Below are 18,725 nucleotides of genomic sequence, written 5' to 3' on the forward strand. Positions count from 1 at the left end.
CAAGCCATTTTCGTTTCTAGAGCCGTGATTGAGGTTAATCTCGGTAAAACTTAGTTTCTTTAGTTATTGCGATATCAGCATCTTCTAATGCTTGAATGTGAAAACTAATAGGCGTTACTTTTGACTTTAACTCGTAGCCATCAGCAACCACAGTGACAGGCACACGTTTCATCTGACCTGCTTCAACAGTTATCTTTTCAGGCACCTGTAAGCTTGCTTCTGCAATACCACTTATACCGATTGAATAGCTCAAGCTATGCTGTGTTTTGTTGATAATTGATAAGGTATATGGGTTTTCTACTAAACCTTCAAAATTAACACGATACAGTGCATTACGGTCACGAATGACAGAAGCCTCAATAGGTGTACGCATTGCCATCCACACAACCATGCCCACGACAAACAGCGCCGTTAAACCGCCATAGCCAAGCAGTTTTAATCTAAATGGGTTGGTCGTTTTGCCTTCCATTTGTTTTTCTGAGGCGTATTTGATCAGTCCTTTTTGATAGTTGAATTTTTCCATAGTGCTATCACATGCATCGATACATAAGCCACAGTTTATGCATTCATACTGCAAGCCATTACGAATATCGATACCCGCTGGGCATACTTCAACACATAGGTTACAGTCTACGCAGTCACCTAAGCCTAATTCTTTAGGGTCGGCTTTACGCTTACGCGCACCACGAGACTCCCCTCGCGCTTGATCGTAGGTAACAACTAACGTGTCTTTATCAAACATCACAGATTGAAAACGTGAATAAGGGCACGCCACTGTACACATTTTTTCACGTAAGAATCCCGCATTACCATAGGTACAAAACGCGAACAAGAATACCCAAAAGCTGACGATACCAGACATTTCTAGGGTAAATAAGCTCATGTATAGAGACTTAGCGGGGATGAAATAAGCCATAAATGACATAGATGTAAGCAATGAGATCACCAGCCAAGCTGCATGCTTAGTAATTTTCTTTTGCCATTTACTCACTGACCATTCAGCTTTATCAAGTTTAATACGCTGATTACGGTTACCTTCAACTTTGTGTTCGATCCAAGTAAACATCAGCATCCAAATTGTTTGAGGACAAGTGTAACCACACCAAACACGCCCTAACCAATTAGTGACGAAAAACAATGCAAACGCCCCTGTCATAAATAACATAGCTAAGATCATAAAATCTTGTGGTAACAGCGTTAAACCAAACAGGGTAAATTTTTGGCTGGCTACATCGAGTAATACGGCTTGGCGGCCATCATAGGGGATCCACGGAATGGCGATGAACGTCAGCATCAGCACCCAGCCTAAGTAACGGCGGATACGTTGGAAATACCCCTTTTGCTCACGAATATAAATTGGCCCTTCTTGGTTGTAGGGCTTGATGATTAAGTCTTGCTCTTTAATATCAAATTTCATTTTGCTACTTACTTTTGTGTCGGTAATAGCCTGATAGAGCAACTATCAGGCCAACACAAAATAAAAAATAAGTAACTGATATTAAATGATTAAATTTACATTTAAACACCCAAAAGCACGATATATCGCGAACAGTCGTGATATATCGCGAATTATCGTTTTATAGCTAGCTTTTTCATTTTTGATCTCAGGGTACTTTCGGGAAGTCCCAGCAAGGTTGCGGCACCATTTTCACCTGATATTTGCCCGTTACAGCGCTTTAGCACCTCACAAATATGCTGCTTTTGTACTGCATCAAGGGAAACCACCTGCTCATTTGATTGCTCGTTACTCAAAGGTGCTGAAAGCTGCAGTACCGTTTGCTTAGACAAAATAGCTTCACGCTCAAGGATATTTTGTAGCTCACGAATATTGCCTGGCCAATCATAATTCGCCAGTTTGGTGAGTGTTGCTTTGCTAAGCCCTTTTAACTGTTTACCTAAGCGCTTGTTCAGCTGCGTAATAATATTTGCTGCGAGTAGTGGAATATCTTCCTTGCGTTCACGAAGCGCAGGCACACGAATGGGAAACACATTTAAGCGATAATACAAGTCCATTCGAAAGCTGCCCTGCTCAACCATTTGCCACAAGTTACGATTTGTTGCAGCTAACACTCGGATATCGACTTTTAAAGTTTGACTACCACCGACACGCTCAAACTCTTGCTCTTGTAGTACCCGCAGTAATTTACTTTGCGCCTCTAATGGCAGCTCTGCCACTTCATCTAAAAATAAAGTGCCTTTATCAGCCAGTTCAAAACGCCCTTTTCTGCGTTCATTAGCGCCAGTAAATGCCCCTTTCTCATGACCAAATAACTCAGACTCAATTAAGTTGGCGGAAAACGCCGCGCAGTTTACTTTTATGAAAGGTTGCTCAGCACGATTGCTCAAGCGGTGAAGGTTTCGTGCCACCAGCTCTTTACCCGTGCCGTTTTCACCTAAAATCAAAACCGTACTATTAGTTTGGCTTACCAAGGTAATTTGCTCGAGCATACTTTGAAATGAATGACTTTGCCCAACTAAGCCAGAGTCTTGCCAATCTTCGTTTAACTCTGAAATAAGGTAAGCATTTTCAGCTTGAAGCTGCTCAGATAGGTGCTGAACTTGTGCTAAGGCATCACGCAACGCCGCTTCTGTTTGCTGCTGTTTTGATACATCGCGAAAAATCGCGACTGCTCCAATCAAGGCACCATTTTTATAAACTGGCGTTGAAGTATACTCAACAGCAAAATAGCTTCCATCTTTACGCCAGAATACCTCATCGTTTACATGACGGTGTTTGCCATCGAACATGGTGCAATATATTTGGCATTCATCCGCCGGGTATGGTGAGCCATCTTTACGAGTATGATGATGATATTGATGTATTTTTTTACCAAGGAGTTCGTCTGCTTTCCAGCCCGTCATGCGCTCCGCAGCAGGGTTTACAAAAACTGCATTACCCGATAAATCGAAGCCATAAATTCCCTCGCCAACGGCGTTTAGCAATAACGTGGGGTCGTTTAAAAATTCCTTGATCATAGTAATCACTCAATTCGCGAAATATCACGAGCAATTATGACAAGGTTGAACATGCTTAACAAGCAATCATAAAAAAAGCGACTAGAAGCCGCTTTAATATATCGTATGGGTTTACAGTGTAGGCACTAAGATAATTTCGCCCTGAGATACTTTCATATCTAATGGTAATTTGCTCAATAGTGCAACTTTAGGGTCGTTCATATTTAACTTATAGACAGGATTAACCGCTAAAAAGCCGTTAATCACTTGCATTGCCTGATCATCTAATAAGTTTAAGCTGCCCTTGAAACCCGCGGTGTCGATTGTTGTATCAACCAGTTTTACATTACGTAAAAAGACCGCTTTTTTCTCGCTGTCATAAAATGGGCTACCTTCAATTTGTAGCTTTAAGCGTACTGGATACTTAAGCGCAAACGCTTTGATGACGGCACTAGAATCGGCCCCTAAAACCACCACATCACGTTTATCTGGGCCAACATTGACACTCAGGTCGTTTACCGCAAAATCAACTGGTAAGCCCATCAGCTTAATCTGTTCACTTAGTTTTGGTAATTGATTAGCAAGGGCTGCTTCAATTTCAGAATTGCTAAACGAGTAAACAGACATCCCTTGATCTGTCGTTTTACATGCCCCTAAAAATAAACAGGTAAGTAGTAATAAAATTCTCATTGTTTTCCTCAAAAACACACGGAAAAAAACCGCTTTAAAAAGCGGTTTTATTCGTTAAATTGCAAATATTGCTTTAAGCCTTGCTAGTGTGTCAGCTGAAACTGAACCCTCACTGACTGCAAGTAATTGCTTTAAGTAATAATAAACATCTGCCTGTTCGCCACGGTGTTTATCATCTAACATCGCAACTTGCTCTGTCATACGTAACTGACTATCAGCCGATTCTACGCCTGCCAGAATTTCGATACGGGTTAACAGCTGCGCAGCGTTTAGCTTAGTTGTTAATGAAGCTTGAAACTGCGAAGGCAGTTCGCTGTTGCTTTCAAGAGCAGCAAATAAAGCCGTTAATTTAGACTGCTCTGCTTGCTTACTAATTAGGGCTGATTTTGCACTAATCGCTGCCTCTAACTGAGTCACGCGTGCGGATAACGCTTTTGAGTATTCAAGCTCTGCTAGCTTCACTGTTAAATCTTTAAGCTGTGCAAGATGCATCACGGTCTCAAGTGCAGACTCAAGCTCACTTAACTGCTGTGCGGCAACTTCGTCATTTTGTTGCTGTACTTGCTTTTGCTGTTCAAACTCGACACTGCGCTTAGCAAAAGTCTCGTCATTAACTCGTCTGAATTGCTGCCATAAGGTGTTTTCAGCTTTCATTCCTGCAAAGCCAATAGTCTGCCAAGTTTGTTGAAGCGCTTTTAGATCTTGGCACGCAGCAGCTAAATCATCACTTTGTGATAACTGTGTTGCTTGCTCAACAAGTGCTGCTTTTTGTTCAGCATTTGCTTTATGAAATGCAGCAAGTTGACCTTGTACTTGTGATTGTGCAGCTTTAAATTGCGTTTGTAGTTCACGGTATGTTTTAGGATCGACATTACCTGCAGAACGCCACGCTTTTGCGGTACGGTTGAACTTGCTTTCAAACTGCTTCCAATCAAACTCATCAGAAGAGCTATCAAGCTCTGTTAACTGCTGCATTTGCGAGATTATATCAACGCGCTGTGCTTTAGCTTGTTCACGTTGCTGCTCCTGCTCTGCAAAATACTCACGACACGGCGCAAACAGTAATTCAATTTGTTGATCGAATAACTCGCCTTGTTGTTTTTCTGCATCAGTATCTAAACGTCCTAACTCATTCCATCGACGACGCAACTGTTTAACTTGCTCTGCGCGTTGTTTAGGGTCAGTACACTCGGTTGCAACAAGTTCATTTACTTCAACGAGTAGCGCATCACGCTTTGGTGCCGATGCGTATTTTTGCCAATCTTTTGCTTCGGCTAGTTGCGCTTCTAAATCAGCTTTCAAGCTATTTAATGGCTGTTTGTAATAGTCTGTAAGTGTTGCGTATAGCTCTTCAAAACCTTTAAACACACCAAAGGCAACATTAAAGCGACCTTGCTCAATTAAGCGTTTTACATCACGAGCTTTACGCTTCGCTGTTTGTTGATTTTTCTCAAACTTATTCGTCAGCGGTGCCATCGCTTGCTGCCAACTGTTTACTGTTTCAGCTAAATTTGCTTTAAAGCGACCTTGTAAACGACTAGGAATACTTGCCAGCTTTTTGCGTGCTAATTTTTGCTGTTGCTCAAACTGCTGTTTAAGACCGTCAAACTCGCTTTCGTCTTCAGTTGTCGCAACGATATTTAATTGATCAAATGTCTCTTTAAACTCAGCAATAGCACTAACCAGTTGCGGTAACTGCTCAACTTGGTTAAATAAATTTGTTAAATGTTGTTTTACATCACGCACAGTTCGGTTATCAGCTAAGTCCGCCTCTGCTAACGCATCTTTTGCCTCTGCAACTTTTGCCTCGAGCCAATCTTGTTGAATTTGCTCTGGCGTTTCTAAGCCTAATTGCAATGCATTTTCAATTTCTTCGCCAATTGCTTCAAGGCTTGCAAGTGCTAATACCTGACGTTGTTGCTCAGCTAACGCTTGCTGCGCTGCTTCATGCTCTTTACTTAAAACTGCAATATGCGATTCAAGCTTTTGCGTAATCGCTGAATATTTCTTATCTAACGTGCTTACTTGCTCATCGCTCAGCCATTTTAGTTCGATAGCTTGCCACTGCTGTAATAACTCAGCATGTTGCATCGACACTAACTGAAAGTCATTTTTATCACGAAGCGCATTAAGCTTTGCTAATACCACACGTGTATCAGCTTCTACTTTGGCAGGCATTTCTATCGCTAAGCGTTCATTGTCAAGATGAGTAGCTAGTTGGGTATGCGCCTCACCTTTTGCATGCTTTAATAGTGATTTAGCAAGTTGATGATTAATCACAAGCTCAACAAGTTGCAATTGCAGCTCTTCACGGCCTTCTTTAAAAGCTTTATCAATTAAGCTTGGGTTTGCTAAACGCTTTAATAACTTAACACGAACTTGAAGTTCTTTTTCTGCAAAGGCGAGTTTCTCAAGAGTTTTGACAGGTGCGTAACGCTCAATAAACTCATTTTTGATATTTGCATCTAGTTGGCTGTCGGTATTTAAAACCGCTTGATTGATATGCTGCTCAGCAAGGTCTTTCAGTGCTTGGTCTTGCTTGTATGCTTGCCACCATAAAACGATATCGTTCACTTTGTTTAATGCTTTTTTGCGGATTTCAGCTGAGCTGTCTTCAAGGGCAATGCTATTTAAGATGCTAAGGTCACGCTCTGTATCAAGACGTTCAACCGCAGCTAAACGGACTTGGTTTTTAGGGTGCTTCCATTTTGGAGTAAACAGGTGTTTAAAGATCATTTTCACTAAACCTAGCTATTTCATTTTCTGATGCGAATTCTTTTTGCAATTGAGCTTTGCTCTTTTGCACCATTTCACCATTTGCGCCAATGGTAAACTGCTCATTGCTTTGCGAAACTTTGGCCTGATAAAGCATCACGAGTTGAACGGTTTGTTGTTTTTGCTCCTCAGTCAAAGGAGTGCCGTCTGGCCACTTACCCGTAGAGGCACCATACTGAAGACGTTCAAATACTTCTGGGGTGATATTTTTAACGATATGATCAATATTCATGTTACTTTTTCTTTTTTAAAACAACTAAATAGATGCGGCTTACAAGATACCACACAAAACCTACTGCCATTGCCGATGTATAGGCATACCACTCAAGAGACTTTGCTTCGGGGTGCATAAAGTAATAACAGAAAAAGCCCCCTAAAAATAAAATCAGTGCGAGGAAAGACTGATTCATAAACTTTTGTTGTCTACGAATGCGCGTTTCTTTTTGCATTTGCTGCAATTGCTCATTGCTTAGATCGGTGACTTGGCATTCACAATGCGGGCATTGCTTATGTTTGTCAGATATTGATTTTGCACACTGCGGGCAACTAATAATCGCCATATCTTTCTCCATACTACGCATAAAAAAGGCGCCTTTAGGCGCCCTTTATTGTACTTGTTTTATGAGTCGATGTCTTTTTTGAATTTCATTCATTTATGAAGATTCGAAAACCTGCACAACTAAATTCACCGTAAAAACTCAAAAAAACGATTTATTGTTTCTGTTTCGCCTTTTCAGCTAGACGCTTTTCCCAGAAAGTCGCATTTTTAATGCCTAATTTAACGGGATCAAAAGTGATTTCACCACCGGCTTTCTTTTGATCTTCGTAATCACGTAAACAGTTAAGTGCAGGTTTTGCGACAAAGAAAATAGCCAAAATACCCACAATATTGATCCAGGCCATTAAGCCTACGCCAATGTCACCAATATTCCAGATGTAACCTGAGTTGTTTACCATACCGTAAGCCACCATAAACATGATGACAAACTTCACAACAACCAACGGAATATTGCCTTTGAAATAACGGTTTAAATAAGCAACGTTCGTTTCAGCAATATAGTAATAAGCAAGAATTGTAGTAAATGCGAAGAAGAATAAAGCAATACCAACGAATGCTTCACCAAAGCCACCAAATACGCTAAATAATGCCATTTGTGTAAAAGCAGCAGAGCCTACTTCAGTTGCAGCATCAACGTTTTGCACAATGAATTGACCTGCAGGTAACTCACCCACAATGTTGTATTGTTTAGTGATTAGAATCATTAACGCAGTTGCTGTACAAACAAAAATGGTATCAACATAAACAGAAAATGCTTGCACTAAGCCTTGTTGAGCTGGGTGATCTACCTCGGCAGCTGATGCTGCATGCGGACCCGTACCTTGCCCTGCTTCGTTTGAGTAAATACCACGTTTAACACCCCAACCAATTGCAGCACCAAAGCCTGCTTGCGCGGTGAATGCATCAGATAAGATCATTGAGAAGATACCTGGCACTTTATCTAGGTTTAAGAACACCACGATTAAGGCTAACACGATATAACCTAGCGCCATAAATGGCACCACAATTTGTGTGAAGTTTGCGATACGTTTAATGCCACCAAAGATGATAAATGCAAGCACAATTAAGATGATTGCAAGCGCAACCAGCTTAAAGCTACCTACTTCACCAAAGCTGGTGCTAACCAATGTGCCTTCACCAAAAACTTGTGTGAATGCATTACCTACCGCATTCGCTTGAACGCCCGGAAGGAATACACCACAAGCAATAATCGCCGACACTGCAAATAATACGGCTAACCACTTTTGCTGTAAGCAGCGGTCGAAGTAATATGCTGGGCCACCGCGATATTGACCGTCTTCTTCTGATTTATAAATCTGACCAAGTGTTGACTCGGCATATGCAGTACTTGCGCCAAGGAACGCAACTATCCACATCCAGAAAATCGCACCCGGACCACCAAAGCCGATTGCTGCAGCAACCCCGGCAATATTACCTACACCTACACGGCCTGATAACGAAACCGCTAGCGCTTGAAACGAAGAAATACCCGTATCTGAATTATTAGAGCTAAGTAATAATTTACACATTTCTTTAAAATGTCTAACTTGTGCGAATCGGGTTAAAACGGAATAAAACAGACCTGCACCTAGACATAAATAAATGAGTGCATCACTCCAAATTATGTCGTTAACGGCGCTTACTAAAGCTTCCATGGATATCCTCTATGATTATATTTTTTATTGTTAGTTACGATACTCAGCGTGAGCTTGTGAGAATGCGCGACACGATAACTGTGAGAAATAAAAATGAAATTTTGTTACTTCACAGCTGAATATATTGGATATTAACTTAAACCAACCAAGTTTGTTAACAGTTAATTTTCAATATGATAAATGTACCTACTAAATTAACATTCGATGCATCCTGCTCTGCACCGCTGCTTTTTTAACTTTCATACCAATTTGTTTAATTAAGTATTTTTGCAAATTGGTATCAGATACAATTACGGGCATCAGTTTTGCTGATGCCCGTAAGGGTCGTTATCTTAATTTATCAATCACGTTAACAATAGCCGCTAACGTATCTTGACCAAATTGATATGAGCGACGATCTGACCAGCCGTAATCTGGATCTGGTAAATCATCGTTATCTTTAAATGGCATCTCTACCGTGTAAGCTAATGCATTAAATTCATGCGCGACAGCAGAAGAACCGACAGTTAAGTTAGCCTGGCCCGGCTCATCTTTTGGATAACCATGTTCGTCTTGGAACTCAGGCGTCACAGTTAAAAGCGCAGCTTTAAAGCTATCTTCTAACTCTTTTAAGCGATCATCGTAGCCCGGGATACCTTCACTACCCGCAACAAAGTTATAAGGAATTGCTTCGTCACCATGAATATCTAAGTGCATATCAAGGCCAGTTTCTCGCATTTTGTTAAGCACTAAGAAAACTTCAGGGCTATTTTCCATGCTCGGTGTTTGCCATTCACGGTTCAAGTTAACGCCTTTAGCGTTAGTACGTAGGTGACCACGCACACTGCCATCTGGGTTCATATTTGGCACGATGTAGAATACCGCTTTAGATAATAATGCTGCTGCATGTGGGTCTTCATCATCAAGTAATTTATGAAGTAAACCTTCAACGTACCACTCAGCCATAGTTTCGCCTGGGTGCTGGCGCGCCGTGATCCAGATTTTTTTCTTCTCACTGCTAGGAATACCCACACGTAAAACACTCATATCACGACCATCAAGGGTTTCGCCTAATGTTTCTAATTTACAGGCATGTTGGCTTTGTGCCCATGCTAGTAAATCTAAGTGACGGTCATAGCTGTATGGCGCAAAGTAAGCAAAGTACATGCTGCCGCACTCAGGCTCTACTTCAAATGATAGTGTGCCGTTTGCGTACTCAGATGGAACACGGAACCAAGTTTGACGGTCGTATGATGCAACCGCATGGTAACCTTCCCAGCCATCAGGGTATGCTGAGTTCTCTAGGTTATTAATGTGTAATTTATGGTTTTGAAACGCAGTTGTTTCAAGACGAAAGTGAAACCACTGGAAAAAATCAGACTGATTGTCTTTATTGATTTCTAATTGAATATTCAGTGGATCAACGGCTTCAATAACCTTGATATTACCACTGTCAAAATTGCTGGTGATTTTCATTCTATAAACCTATTGGTTAAAAATAATTCTTAGCTATTCGCTTGTTAGTTAAGAATTAAGTCAACGCTCTGTAGTTAGAACGTTTTGTTAGTAATATGGTGTAGACCCTTAACAGCCTATCACATGCTGAAAATTTGCAAAAACTTTCACGACTAAAAAAGCCAGCATAATGCTGGCTTCTAGATTCTTTATAACTTAGGTATTAGCGAGGTAAGCTTGGGAAAGTTACTTCAGCCATATCACGCATACAACGTACTACCTGACAGCTATAACCGAACTCGTTATCGTACCAAACGTAAAGTACAACGCGGTTGTCATCTACGATTGTCGCTTGTGAATCAACAACACCTGCGTAACGGCTACCTACTAAGTCAGTCGATACGATTTCAGTAGACGCTGTGTAATCGATTTGATCACGAAGGTCTGAATGAAGTGCTGTTTCACGTAAGAACGCATTTAGTTCTTCAACAGTTGTACCTTTTTCAAGGTTTAAGTTCAAGATAGCCATTGATACGTTTGGCGTAGGAACGCGGATAGCGTTACCAGTTAGTTTACCTTCAAGCTCAGGTAAAGCTTTAGAAACCGCTTTTGCAGCACCTGTTGAAGTGATAACCATGTTAAGTGCAGCAGCACGGCCACGACGCTCAGCTTTGTGGTAGTTATCAATTAAATTTTGGTCATTGGTGTACGAGTGAACAGTTTCAACGTGACCATTTTTGATACCAAACTTATCGTTAAGCGCTTTTAACGTTGGCGTAATAGCATTGGTCGTACAGCTTGCTGCACAGACAATCTTATCTTCAGGTTTGATATCTTGGTTGTTAACACCGTACACGATGTTCTTGATGTTACCTTTAGCTGGTGCAGTTAATAATACTTTTGCTGCGCCTTTCGCTTCTAAGTGCTGACCAAGGCCTGCTTCGTCTTTCCAAATACCTGTGTTATCAACAATAAGCGCATTCTCAATGCCGTAAGCTGTGTAATCAACTTCGCTTGGTGAGTTAGCATAGATAACTTGGATGTAGCTACCGTTAGCTTTAATTGCATTGCGCTCTTTGTCAATTGTAATTGAGCCATTGAATGGACCGTGGATAGAATCACGACGAAGTAAGCTTGCACGCTTTTCTAGGTCACCATCTTTACCACCACGTACAACGATTGCACGTAAACGTAGGTCTGCATAAGGACCTGACTTCTCGATTAAAAGACGCGCTAATAAACGACCGATACGACCGAAACCGTATAACACAACATCACGTGGTTCTTTACGCTCTGAGTTTGCGATTTCTGCTAATTCGTCAGTTAAGTACTCTTCAACTGAGCGACCTTTCGCAGCATCGTTAAACAAATAACCATACGCTAGTTTACCAATATCGATACGTGCTGAGTTTAAGTCCATTTTGCTAATTGCTTCTAAGAAAGGGAAGCTTTCACGTAAACGTAGTTTTGTACCTTCAAACTGAGCAACTGTTTTGTGTGCTTTGATGATATCGATTGTACTGGCATTAACGAGAGGACGGCCATATACAGCGATTTCGATACCACGATTACGGTAAAGTCTACCAATGATAGGTTGCATACTTTCTGCGTAATCTTGACGTTCTTGCCAGCTGCTTGTGTATTCTAACTCGTGAGATGAGGTCATTTTTTTTACCTAATTAAACAATTTTGAACGGATAGCCTTAAAAAATGTGTTGTGATTTGAGAGCAACACATCTCAGGCAGGGGTATTCTAATTTAAACTCGAACGATTCTCCACTGTTACAGAACAAATCATTGCGCTAGAATAAAGTAGTACAAATTAAGTAGAGGTTAAGGAATGTTATTAAGAGCAAGCGTGTTGCTTGGTTTATTGGCATTAGCAGGCTGTGAAGATCCGCTTACACTGGCGAAAGTGTGCGACGAAACACCTGGCTTCTGCAGTGATTTAAATAAAGACAGTCACTGTAAAGAGCAACGTGCCGAGGTCATCATTCAACGTTATGTTGAATATAAGTCGCCAACAGACGAAAACAAATATCAATTATTAAAAGACTTTGAGAAATACGATCAATGTGTATCGCTTGCGGCCAAGATTGAGCATATAAAACTAAAAGAAAAAACCACCTCTCGCGTTGAAGGTCATTTAACAAGCATTAAAGAAATGACACGTATTTTTCAAGATACCAAAAATACGAACCACCCTGGTTTGTTGTATTACCATTGGTCACGTAATAACGACCAATCAGCGTTAACTAAACTACTCGCCCTTGAAGAAAAACAAGATAAACGGGTGACCGAAGATGCTGAAATGCAGTTTTTCTTGGCAAGCTACTACGTGAAGTTTGATGATGAAAAAACCATTGATTTGCTATACAAAACGCTCGAGTTAAATAAAGCAGGTGAAACACCGAATCCAGAGATCTACCCGACTCTGGTCAGCTTGTTTTACAAACACGAAAAGTATAAGCACGCATACACTTTTGCACGCGTGGCACAATTATCAGGGTATGAAAATGTCGATATTTTACCTATCGAACATCAACTTGCTGCCGCAGGCAAAAGCCTAGACAGCTTAGATGATTTAGCACAAAAAACCTACGACAGTATCCAAGAAGGAAGCTTCGTATCACCACGCGGGTTTTGATAATTCCAACTCGCTAATGTGCAATGCTCAGACAAATAAAAAAGGCAGCTAACGCTGCCTTTTCTTATTTTGCTTTGCTTGTACCAACTTCTACACGAGTTTTTAGCTTTTGACCTGGTCTAAAAGTCACAACTCGGCGTGCCGAAATAGGAATATCTTCACCTGTTTTCGGATTGCGGCCTGGACGTTCTTTTTTATCTCGAAGATCAAAGTTACCAAATCCAGAGAGCTTAACCTGCTCGCCTTTTTCTAGCGCTGAGCGGATTTCTTCAAAAAACGCTTCAACTAAATCTTTGGCATCTTTTTTATTGATCCCGAGTTTTTCAAATAGGTGTTCAGCTATGTCGGCTTTAGTAAGCGCCATATCTAGTCCCTCAACGATGCGTTAAATTGTTCGGCCAGTGCGGCCACCACATTATCAACTACTTGATTGATATCTTTCTCTTCGAGCGTTCTATCAACCGCTTGCAGTGTTAGAGCAATCGCCAAACTCTTATAATTTGGCTCAATACCTTTGCCCTTATACACATCGAATAAGTTTAGGTCAACCAATTGATTTCCGCCAACTTTTTCTATGACATTTAAAATATCGCCAGATTTTACGTGATCTTCCACTAAAATCGCGATATCACGGCGGTTTGACGGGAATTTCGACACTGCCACGGCTTCTGGTAATTTTCTTTTTTCTAGTGCAGACATTTCGATTTCAAACACAAACGCTGTGTTGTTGATATCTAGTGACTTTTGCACTTGTGGGTGCACTGCACCAAAGAAACCAACTTTCTTACCATCAACATAAATAACCGCTGATTGGCCTGGGTGTAAGCCATCAGACTGCTCTGCTTTTATCTCAAAACGTGACGAATCGTTACTAATAGCTAAAAGTGCTTCAACATCACCTTTTAAGTCATAGAAATCAACGCTACGCTTTTCTTGAACCCAATGTTCACCGTGTGCAAGACCAGAGATTACACCACCAATGACAGCAACTTGGTTTACGCCGTTTTCAGCATTTTCGTCACGTAAGAATTTTAAGCCGTGCTCAAATAAACGGACGCGTGGTTGCTGGCGGTTTTGATTGTAAACTAGCGACGCTAATAGACCTGGCATTAAGCTCACGCGCATTGCTGACATTTCAACCGAAATTGGGTGTGGCAATACAAGCGCATCACTTTGCGGGTGTAAAATTGCTTGTGCTTTTGGATCAACGAAGCTGTAAGTAATTGCTTCTTGGTAACCACGTGTTACAAGCGTATTGCGGAATTTAGTTACCGCAACATGCGACTCGTCATGGTTAGTCATTTTTAATTTAGCAGTTGGTGCAACGTTAGGAATGCTGTTATAGCCGTATACACGCGCAACTTCTTCAATTAAATCTTCTTCGATACGAATATCAAAGCGATAGCTAGGTACGTCAGCACTCCATACACCATCAACAACTTTAACGTCTAAACCTAAACGCGTTAGGATGTCAGTTACTTTTGCATCATCAATGTGGTGGCCAATTACACGGTCTAAACGCTCACGACGTAAACGCACTTCTGTTACTTTTGGTAATTTGTCAGTTGCAACTGCTTCAACAACTGGGCCTGCTTCACCGCCAACAATTTCAAGAAGTAATGCTGTCGCTCGTTCCATCGCATCTTTTTGCAGTGCAAAATCGACACCACGCTCGTAACGGTGTGACGCATCTGTGTGTAAACCGTAGCTACGTGCTTGACCCGCAATAGCGACAGGGTTAAAGAATGCACTTTCTAATAAAATATCTGAAGTTGCTTCAGTTACACCTGACTTTTCACCACCAAAAATACCTGCAATAGCAAGCGCTTTATTGTGATCAGCAATCACAAGCGTTGACTCGTTTAGTTTTGCAGTGTTGCCATCTAACAGAACTAACTCTTCACCCGCGTTTGCGCTACGTACTTTAATACCACCTTCAATCGCATTTAAATCAAATGCGTGCATTGGGTGGCCTAGCTCTAATAACACGTAGTTTGTTACATCAACAACAGGGTCAATTGAGCGAATACCACTGCGACGCAGTTTTTCTACCATCCAAAGTGGTGTTTCTGCATCAAGGTTAATACCTTTAATTACACGTCCTAAATAACGAGGACACGCTTCATCATTCACAAGCTCAATCGATACTTTGTCATCAATCGTTGCAGCAACTGGTGCGATTTCAAGTGTGTTTACATCAACACTGTTAAGAACACCCACTTCGCGCGCTAGGCCTTTGATACCTAGGCAATCACCACGGTTAGGTGTTAAGTCAACATCAATAATGTTGTCGTCTAGGCTTAAGTACTCACGTAAATCAGTACCGATTGGTGCATCACTTGGTAATTCCATGATGCCATCACCTTCTTCGCTGATACCTAACTCAACGAATGCGCACAGCATACCGTGTGAAGGTTGACCACGAAGTTTGGCTTTTTTGATTTTGAAGTCGCCTGGTAATACAGCGCCAACAGTCGCAACAGCGACTTTTAAACCTTGACGACAGTTAGGTGCACCACACACGATATCAAGTAGCTCATCACCACCTACGTTTACTTTAGTTACACGTAACTTATCAGCGTCTGGGTGTTGACCACACTCAACCACTTCACCAACAACAACGCCTGTGAACTCAGCTGCTGCAGGCTCAACACCGTCAACTTCAAGACCAGCCATTGATAACTGTTCCGAAAGAGCCTGTGTGTCGATTGCTGGGTTAACCCACTCTCTTAACCACTTTTCACTAAATTTCATTTTATATCTTCACTCTTAACGGAACTGGTTTAGGAATTTTAAATCGTTTTCGAAAAATGCACGTAAGTCGTTTACGCCGTAACGCAACATCGTCAAGCGCTCAACACCCATACCGAATGCAAAGCCTGTGTATTTTTCTGGATCAATACCCACTGATTTAAGAACGTTAGGGTGAACCATGCCACAGCCTAATACCTCTAACCACTTGCCGTTTTTACCCATAACATCAACCTCAGCTGATGGCTCGGTAAATGGGAAGTAAGAAGGACGGAAACGAATTTCCATATCTTCTTCAAAGAAGTTACGTAAGAAGTCGTGCAGAATACCTTTTAACTCAGTGAAGCTTACATCTGTATCAACCATTAAGCCTTCCACTTGGTGGAACATTGGCGTGTGTGTTTGGTCGTAATCGTTACGATAAACACGACCTGGAGAAATGATGCGCAGTGGTGGCTGCTCAGTTTCCATGGTACGGATTTGTACACCACTTGTTTGTGTACGTAATACAAGCTTAGGGTTGAAATAGAAAGTATCGTGATCAGCACGCGCTGGGTGGTGCTCAGGAATATTTAGCGCATCGAAGTTATGAAAATCATCTTCAACTTCAGGACCTGATTTAACCGCAAAACCTAACTCACCAAAAAAGCTTTCAATACGTTCAATAGTACGAGTTACTGGGTGTAAGCCACCTGTTGGCATAACACGACCCGGTAAAGTTACGTCGATCGTTTCTGCCGCTAGCTTCTCTTCAAGAGCCTTACTTGCTAGTAACTCACGCTTTTCGTTAATGGCTGTTTGTACTTCTTGTTTTGCTTGGTTAATCACTTGACCCGCTTCTTTACGCTCTTCAGGGGCAATCTTGCCTAGCGTTTTAAGTAAGCTGGTGATTTCACCTTTTTTACCAAGGTAATTAACCCTGATATCTTCTAGTTGCGCGATTTCATTCGCACTGGCAACTGCCTCAAGTGCTTGCGCTAAAATATTTTCTAAGTTCATTGAGTACCTGGTCTTTCACAGAAGGATTTTTGTAATAGCTAATGATAACTGAAAGCAAGGACTAGATTCTAGCCCTACTAAAGCTTTAACGTTGATTTTATAAAAGGAATTGTTAATTTTCTTTGTGCAGCCATTGAGGCGTGGTCAAGTTTATCTAAAACGTCTAATAATGCACGCATATCACGGCTTAATCGCGTTAATAAAAAGCGCGCGCATTCATCCGTCAATTCAAGGCCACGCATGTGAGCACGGCGTACGAGCGCTTCGGCTTTGTCATCATCGCTCATTGAACGAATTTGTAACGTTGTGCCCCACTTCAAACGCGAAACTAAATCCGGTAGGTTGATATGTAGCATGTCAGGTAATAAATCAGCTGTGACCACAAGGTATTTGCCCGGCTCATTAAAGCGATTGAAAAAGTTAAATAATCCTTTCTCCCATGCATCGTTGCCTGCTACCAAGTGCACGTCATCAATACATAACACGTCAAGGTTTTCGAGACCTTCAAGTACCACAGGGCCGTAGTCAATCACTTCACGCATCGAAAGTAACATGGTTGACAAACCGCGCTCTTGAGCGTGAATACAGGTCGCATACAACAGGTGCGATTTACCTGAATCGCCCAAACCGCATAAATAAGTATATTGAAATTTGTTACTAAGCTTTGTGAACGCATCTTTAAGGTGACTCACTTCAAGCGAGTTTTCGCCACCAAAATAAGAAGTAAATGTTTCATCATCAGGCAAAGTAACAGGTAATGCCATTTGCATTGGTTCTTGCACTGCGATTAAAGCCCCTGCCACTGATATTCAAGCTCATCTTTATTGACTACTTGATAGAAATCACGCGGGTCCTGATACGCTTTAAAGGCACTATCAAGTTCTAACGCTTTTCTAAAATCATTCATGCTGCCAGTGTGATTAACAGTAAATTGAACGCTATCAGGTGTACGCACAGATATTACGGCACGAGTAACAACACTTAAGCTCTCTAAACGGCGTTTAGCAAATTCAATATCAACAAAGTTATTGATACCTTTAAGATAGAAAGTTGCTGTAGCAAGTTGGCCAATCATCGTTGGATCTATTGCGTATTCTGCTGCTAAGCCACCTGCTAAACTATCAATCATATCTGCAACAATTTGCTGCTTATCACCCATCAAACGATTAGTATCGAATAATTCAGCATTAGTGAAACGCCAATCAAGGATCCAGGATTCTGAATCAGCTTGTTGATACATTCTTGCAGTAATACTGCGCTCAGCACTATAACGGCTTGAAGCTCGCTCTACAGGCTCAGAGAAATTACCCCACACTTCTGGTATCCCAACAATAGCGCGATCTTGTAAATCAAGTAGTGGCACAACGACAGGTAAACCACGACGACTTGCTTTGTCGTATATAAGCTGTTCAAGCTGTGGGTATGATTCTTGAGTAACCAATTCACGGCGCCAGTTATCTTCAATACCTAGCCAGATCGCCACTAAAGGACGACGTGTGCCCCATAATGGCAAGCCAAGATCTTTGATTAATGCATTAATCTTATTGGCTTCGAACTTCACGACCAGATTTAAACTGCCATCTGCTTTTTCGTCATATTCAAATTTGAGCATGTAATCGGAAATGTCGCGGGTGCGTTGTTTAGCAACCGGGTTTTGATCTGCGCTTGTGTCCCCACTTACTTTCACCAACACATTTAGCAGCGCTTCACGGCTTGCTGCCAAACGAGCATCACGTGATTTGTCTGCAACTTTAAGAGTATCTTGATATAAATTAGTCACCTCAACAGCAAAGGTTGAAGCACTCGAAAAAAATAATAATAAACAAATAAGTAATCTAGACACAGGCCATTAGTTCTTGCTTTTAAACTGATTTGATCCTAAATCAAAGCCATAAACAAAGCAAAGTTAATTTAATGAACGGCAGCTGAGCGAGTTCGTGAATTACAAGAGTAAAGTTAGCGAGGGGAAAGTTGAAGGAGTAAAGGTTTGGAAGTCTGGCGTAGGTTGGGTAGAGCGAAGCGTAATCCAACAGCGTGGTAATTCGTCATGCAGAATGAAGAGGTAAAGTTCATTAATAAAAGACGAATTAGCGCAAGGTGAAATAATACCATTCCGCATAAAGATTAAATCAATTTAATCCATTCCCGATTGCACATTTTCTTCACTCGATCCGGTATCGAAATAAAGTGATTCAATGCCTTTGAAACTTCATCGACAATTTCGTCATAGCCCGAAAACACTCTATTGGATAAACAATGC

The 18,725-nt window shown here is 41.4% G+C and carries 15 protein-coding genes; 1 reads left to right on the plus strand and 14 read right to left on the minus strand.

All coding sequences use genetic code 11. The features are described 5' to 3' along the window. Positions 1 to 34 precede the first annotated feature (34 nt). From ccoG to CWB80_RS16105, 9 genes are all read right to left on the minus strand, one after another. Positions 35 to 1,417 carry a cytochrome c oxidase accessory protein CcoG gene (gene ccoG / locus CWB80_RS16065; RefSeq protein ID WP_054552902.1) on the minus strand — a complete coding sequence of 461 codons (1,383 nt, stop codon included), beginning with the start codon at positions 1,415 to 1,417 and terminating at the stop codon, positions 35 to 37. Between the two features lie 152 nt (positions 1,418 to 1,569). Then, positions 1,570 to 2,976: a sigma-54 interaction domain-containing protein gene (locus CWB80_RS16070; RefSeq protein ID WP_138602490.1), complete on the minus strand. Its 1,407-nt coding sequence runs from the start codon at positions 2,974 to 2,976 to the stop codon at positions 1,570 to 1,572. A gap of 111 nt (positions 2,977 to 3,087) precedes the next feature. Beyond that, on the minus strand, positions 3,088 to 3,645 hold the full coding sequence (locus CWB80_RS16075; protein WP_138602488.1) for a YceB family lipoprotein: 558 nt from the start codon (positions 3,643 to 3,645) through the stop codon (positions 3,088 to 3,090). Positions 3,646 to 3,699: 54 nt separating this feature from the next. Beyond that, positions 3,700 to 6,381: a DUF349 domain-containing protein gene (locus CWB80_RS16080; protein ID WP_138602486.1), complete on the minus strand. Its 2,682-nt coding sequence runs from the start codon at positions 6,379 to 6,381 to the stop codon at positions 3,700 to 3,702. Next, positions 6,371 to 6,652 (minus strand): YeaC family protein, encoded by a 282-nt coding sequence (locus CWB80_RS16085; RefSeq protein WP_054552899.1) that lies wholly within the window; start codon positions 6,650 to 6,652, stop codon positions 6,371 to 6,373. The genes CWB80_RS16080 and CWB80_RS16085 overlap by 11 nt, the downstream gene beginning before the upstream one ends. A 1-nt stretch (position 6,653) precedes the next feature. Then, positions 6,654 to 6,980 (minus strand): hypothetical protein, encoded by a 327-nt coding sequence (locus CWB80_RS16090; RefSeq protein WP_054553080.1) that lies wholly within the window; start codon positions 6,978 to 6,980, stop codon positions 6,654 to 6,656. A gap of 151 nt (positions 6,981 to 7,131) precedes the next feature. Beyond that, positions 7,132 to 8,634 (minus strand): alanine/glycine:cation symporter family protein, encoded by a 1,503-nt coding sequence (locus CWB80_RS16095; protein ID WP_054552898.1) that lies wholly within the window; start codon positions 8,632 to 8,634, stop codon positions 7,132 to 7,134. Between the two features lie 327 nt (positions 8,635 to 8,961). Further along, positions 8,962 to 10,089: a M14 family metallopeptidase gene (locus CWB80_RS16100; RefSeq protein WP_138602484.1), complete on the minus strand. Its 1,128-nt coding sequence runs from the start codon at positions 10,087 to 10,089 to the stop codon at positions 8,962 to 8,964. Positions 10,090 to 10,291: 202 nt separating this feature from the next. Further along, positions 10,292 to 11,734: a glyceraldehyde-3-phosphate dehydrogenase gene (locus CWB80_RS16105; RefSeq protein ID WP_054552896.1), complete on the minus strand. Its 1,443-nt coding sequence runs from the start codon at positions 11,732 to 11,734 to the stop codon at positions 10,292 to 10,294. Between the two features lie 174 nt (positions 11,735 to 11,908). On the opposite strand from CWB80_RS16105, the gene CWB80_RS16110 reads away from it, so the two are divergent. After that, positions 11,909 to 12,715 carry a DUF2989 domain-containing protein gene (locus CWB80_RS16110; protein ID WP_054552895.1) on the plus strand — a complete coding sequence of 269 codons (807 nt, stop codon included), beginning with the start codon at positions 11,909 to 11,911 and terminating at the stop codon, positions 12,713 to 12,715. 64 nt (positions 12,716 to 12,779) lie between these two features. On the opposite strand, the gene ihfA is transcribed toward CWB80_RS16110, so the two are convergent. From ihfA to CWB80_RS16135, 5 genes are all read right to left on the minus strand, one after another. Then, positions 12,780 to 13,079 carry an integration host factor subunit alpha gene (gene ihfA / locus CWB80_RS16115; RefSeq protein WP_002960690.1) on the minus strand — a complete coding sequence of 100 codons (300 nt, stop codon included), beginning with the start codon at positions 13,077 to 13,079 and terminating at the stop codon, positions 12,780 to 12,782. Positions 13,080 to 13,081: 2 nt separating this feature from the next. Then, entirely contained in the window at positions 13,082 to 15,469 is a 2,388-nt protein-coding gene (gene pheT, locus CWB80_RS16120; protein ID WP_138602482.1) for a phenylalanine--tRNA ligase subunit beta, read from the minus strand. Positions 15,470 to 15,484: 15 nt separating this feature from the next. Further along, positions 15,485 to 16,465, minus strand: a complete 981-nt coding sequence (gene pheS, locus CWB80_RS16125; RefSeq protein WP_054552893.1) for a phenylalanine--tRNA ligase subunit alpha — start codon at positions 16,463 to 16,465, stop codon at positions 15,485 to 15,487. 77 nt (positions 16,466 to 16,542) lie between these two features. Then, positions 16,543 to 17,253, minus strand: a complete 711-nt coding sequence (gene hda / locus CWB80_RS16130) for a DnaA regulatory inactivator Hda (RefSeq protein ID WP_171038282.1) — start codon at positions 17,251 to 17,253, stop codon at positions 16,543 to 16,545. Continuing rightward, positions 17,253 to 18,308 carry a DUF2066 domain-containing protein gene (locus tag CWB80_RS16135; protein WP_138602481.1) on the minus strand — a complete coding sequence of 352 codons (1,056 nt, stop codon included), beginning with the start codon at positions 18,306 to 18,308 and terminating at the stop codon, positions 17,253 to 17,255. Before CWB80_RS16135 ends, hda begins: the two co-directional genes overlap by 1 nt. Between the last annotated feature and the right edge of the window lie 417 nt (positions 18,309 to 18,725).

It is taken from the genome of Pseudoalteromonas sp. S1650 (assembly GCF_005887195.1).
Lineage (GTDB): Bacteria > Pseudomonadota > Gammaproteobacteria > Enterobacterales > Alteromonadaceae > Pseudoalteromonas > Pseudoalteromonas simplex.

Excerpts from the sequence above, each read along its gene's own strand:
- ccoG (WP_054552902.1), bottom strand. The coding sequence starts at position 1,417 with ATGAAATTTGATATTAAAGAGCAAGACTTAATCATCAAGCCCTACAAC.
- CWB80_RS16070 (WP_138602490.1), bottom strand. The coding sequence starts at position 2,976 with ATGATCAAGGAATTTTTAAACGACCCCACGTTATTGCTAAACGCCGTT.
- CWB80_RS16075 (WP_138602488.1), bottom strand. The coding sequence starts at position 3,645 with ATGAGAATTTTATTACTACTTACCTGTTTATTTTTAGGGGCATGTAAA.
- CWB80_RS16080 (WP_138602486.1), bottom strand. The coding sequence starts at position 6,381 with ATGATCTTTAAACACCTGTTTACTCCAAAATGGAAGCACCCTAAAAAC.
- CWB80_RS16085 (WP_054552899.1), bottom strand. The coding sequence starts at position 6,652 with ATGAATATTGATCATATCGTTAAAAATATCACCCCAGAAGTATTTGAA.
- CWB80_RS16090 (WP_054553080.1), bottom strand. The coding sequence starts at position 6,980 with ATGGCGATTATTAGTTGCCCGCAGTGTGCAAAATCAATATCTGACAAA.
- CWB80_RS16095 (WP_054552898.1), bottom strand. The coding sequence starts at position 8,634 with ATGGAAGCTTTAGTAAGCGCCGTTAACGACATAATTTGGAGTGATGCA.
- CWB80_RS16100 (WP_138602484.1), bottom strand. The coding sequence starts at position 10,089 with ATGAAAATCACCAGCAATTTTGACAGTGGTAATATCAAGGTTATTGAA.
- CWB80_RS16105 (WP_054552896.1), bottom strand. The coding sequence starts at position 11,734 with ATGACCTCATCTCACGAGTTAGAATACACAAGCAGCTGGCAAGAACGT.
- CWB80_RS16110 (WP_054552895.1), top strand. The coding sequence starts at position 11,909 with ATGTTATTAAGAGCAAGCGTGTTGCTTGGTTTATTGGCATTAGCAGGC.
- ihfA (WP_002960690.1), bottom strand. The coding sequence starts at position 13,079 with ATGGCGCTTACTAAAGCCGACATAGCTGAACACCTATTTGAAAAACTC.
- pheT (WP_138602482.1), bottom strand. The coding sequence starts at position 15,469 with ATGAAATTTAGTGAAAAGTGGTTAAGAGAGTGGGTTAACCCAGCAATC.
- pheS (WP_054552893.1), bottom strand. The coding sequence starts at position 16,465 with ATGAACTTAGAAAATATTTTAGCGCAAGCACTTGAGGCAGTTGCCAGT.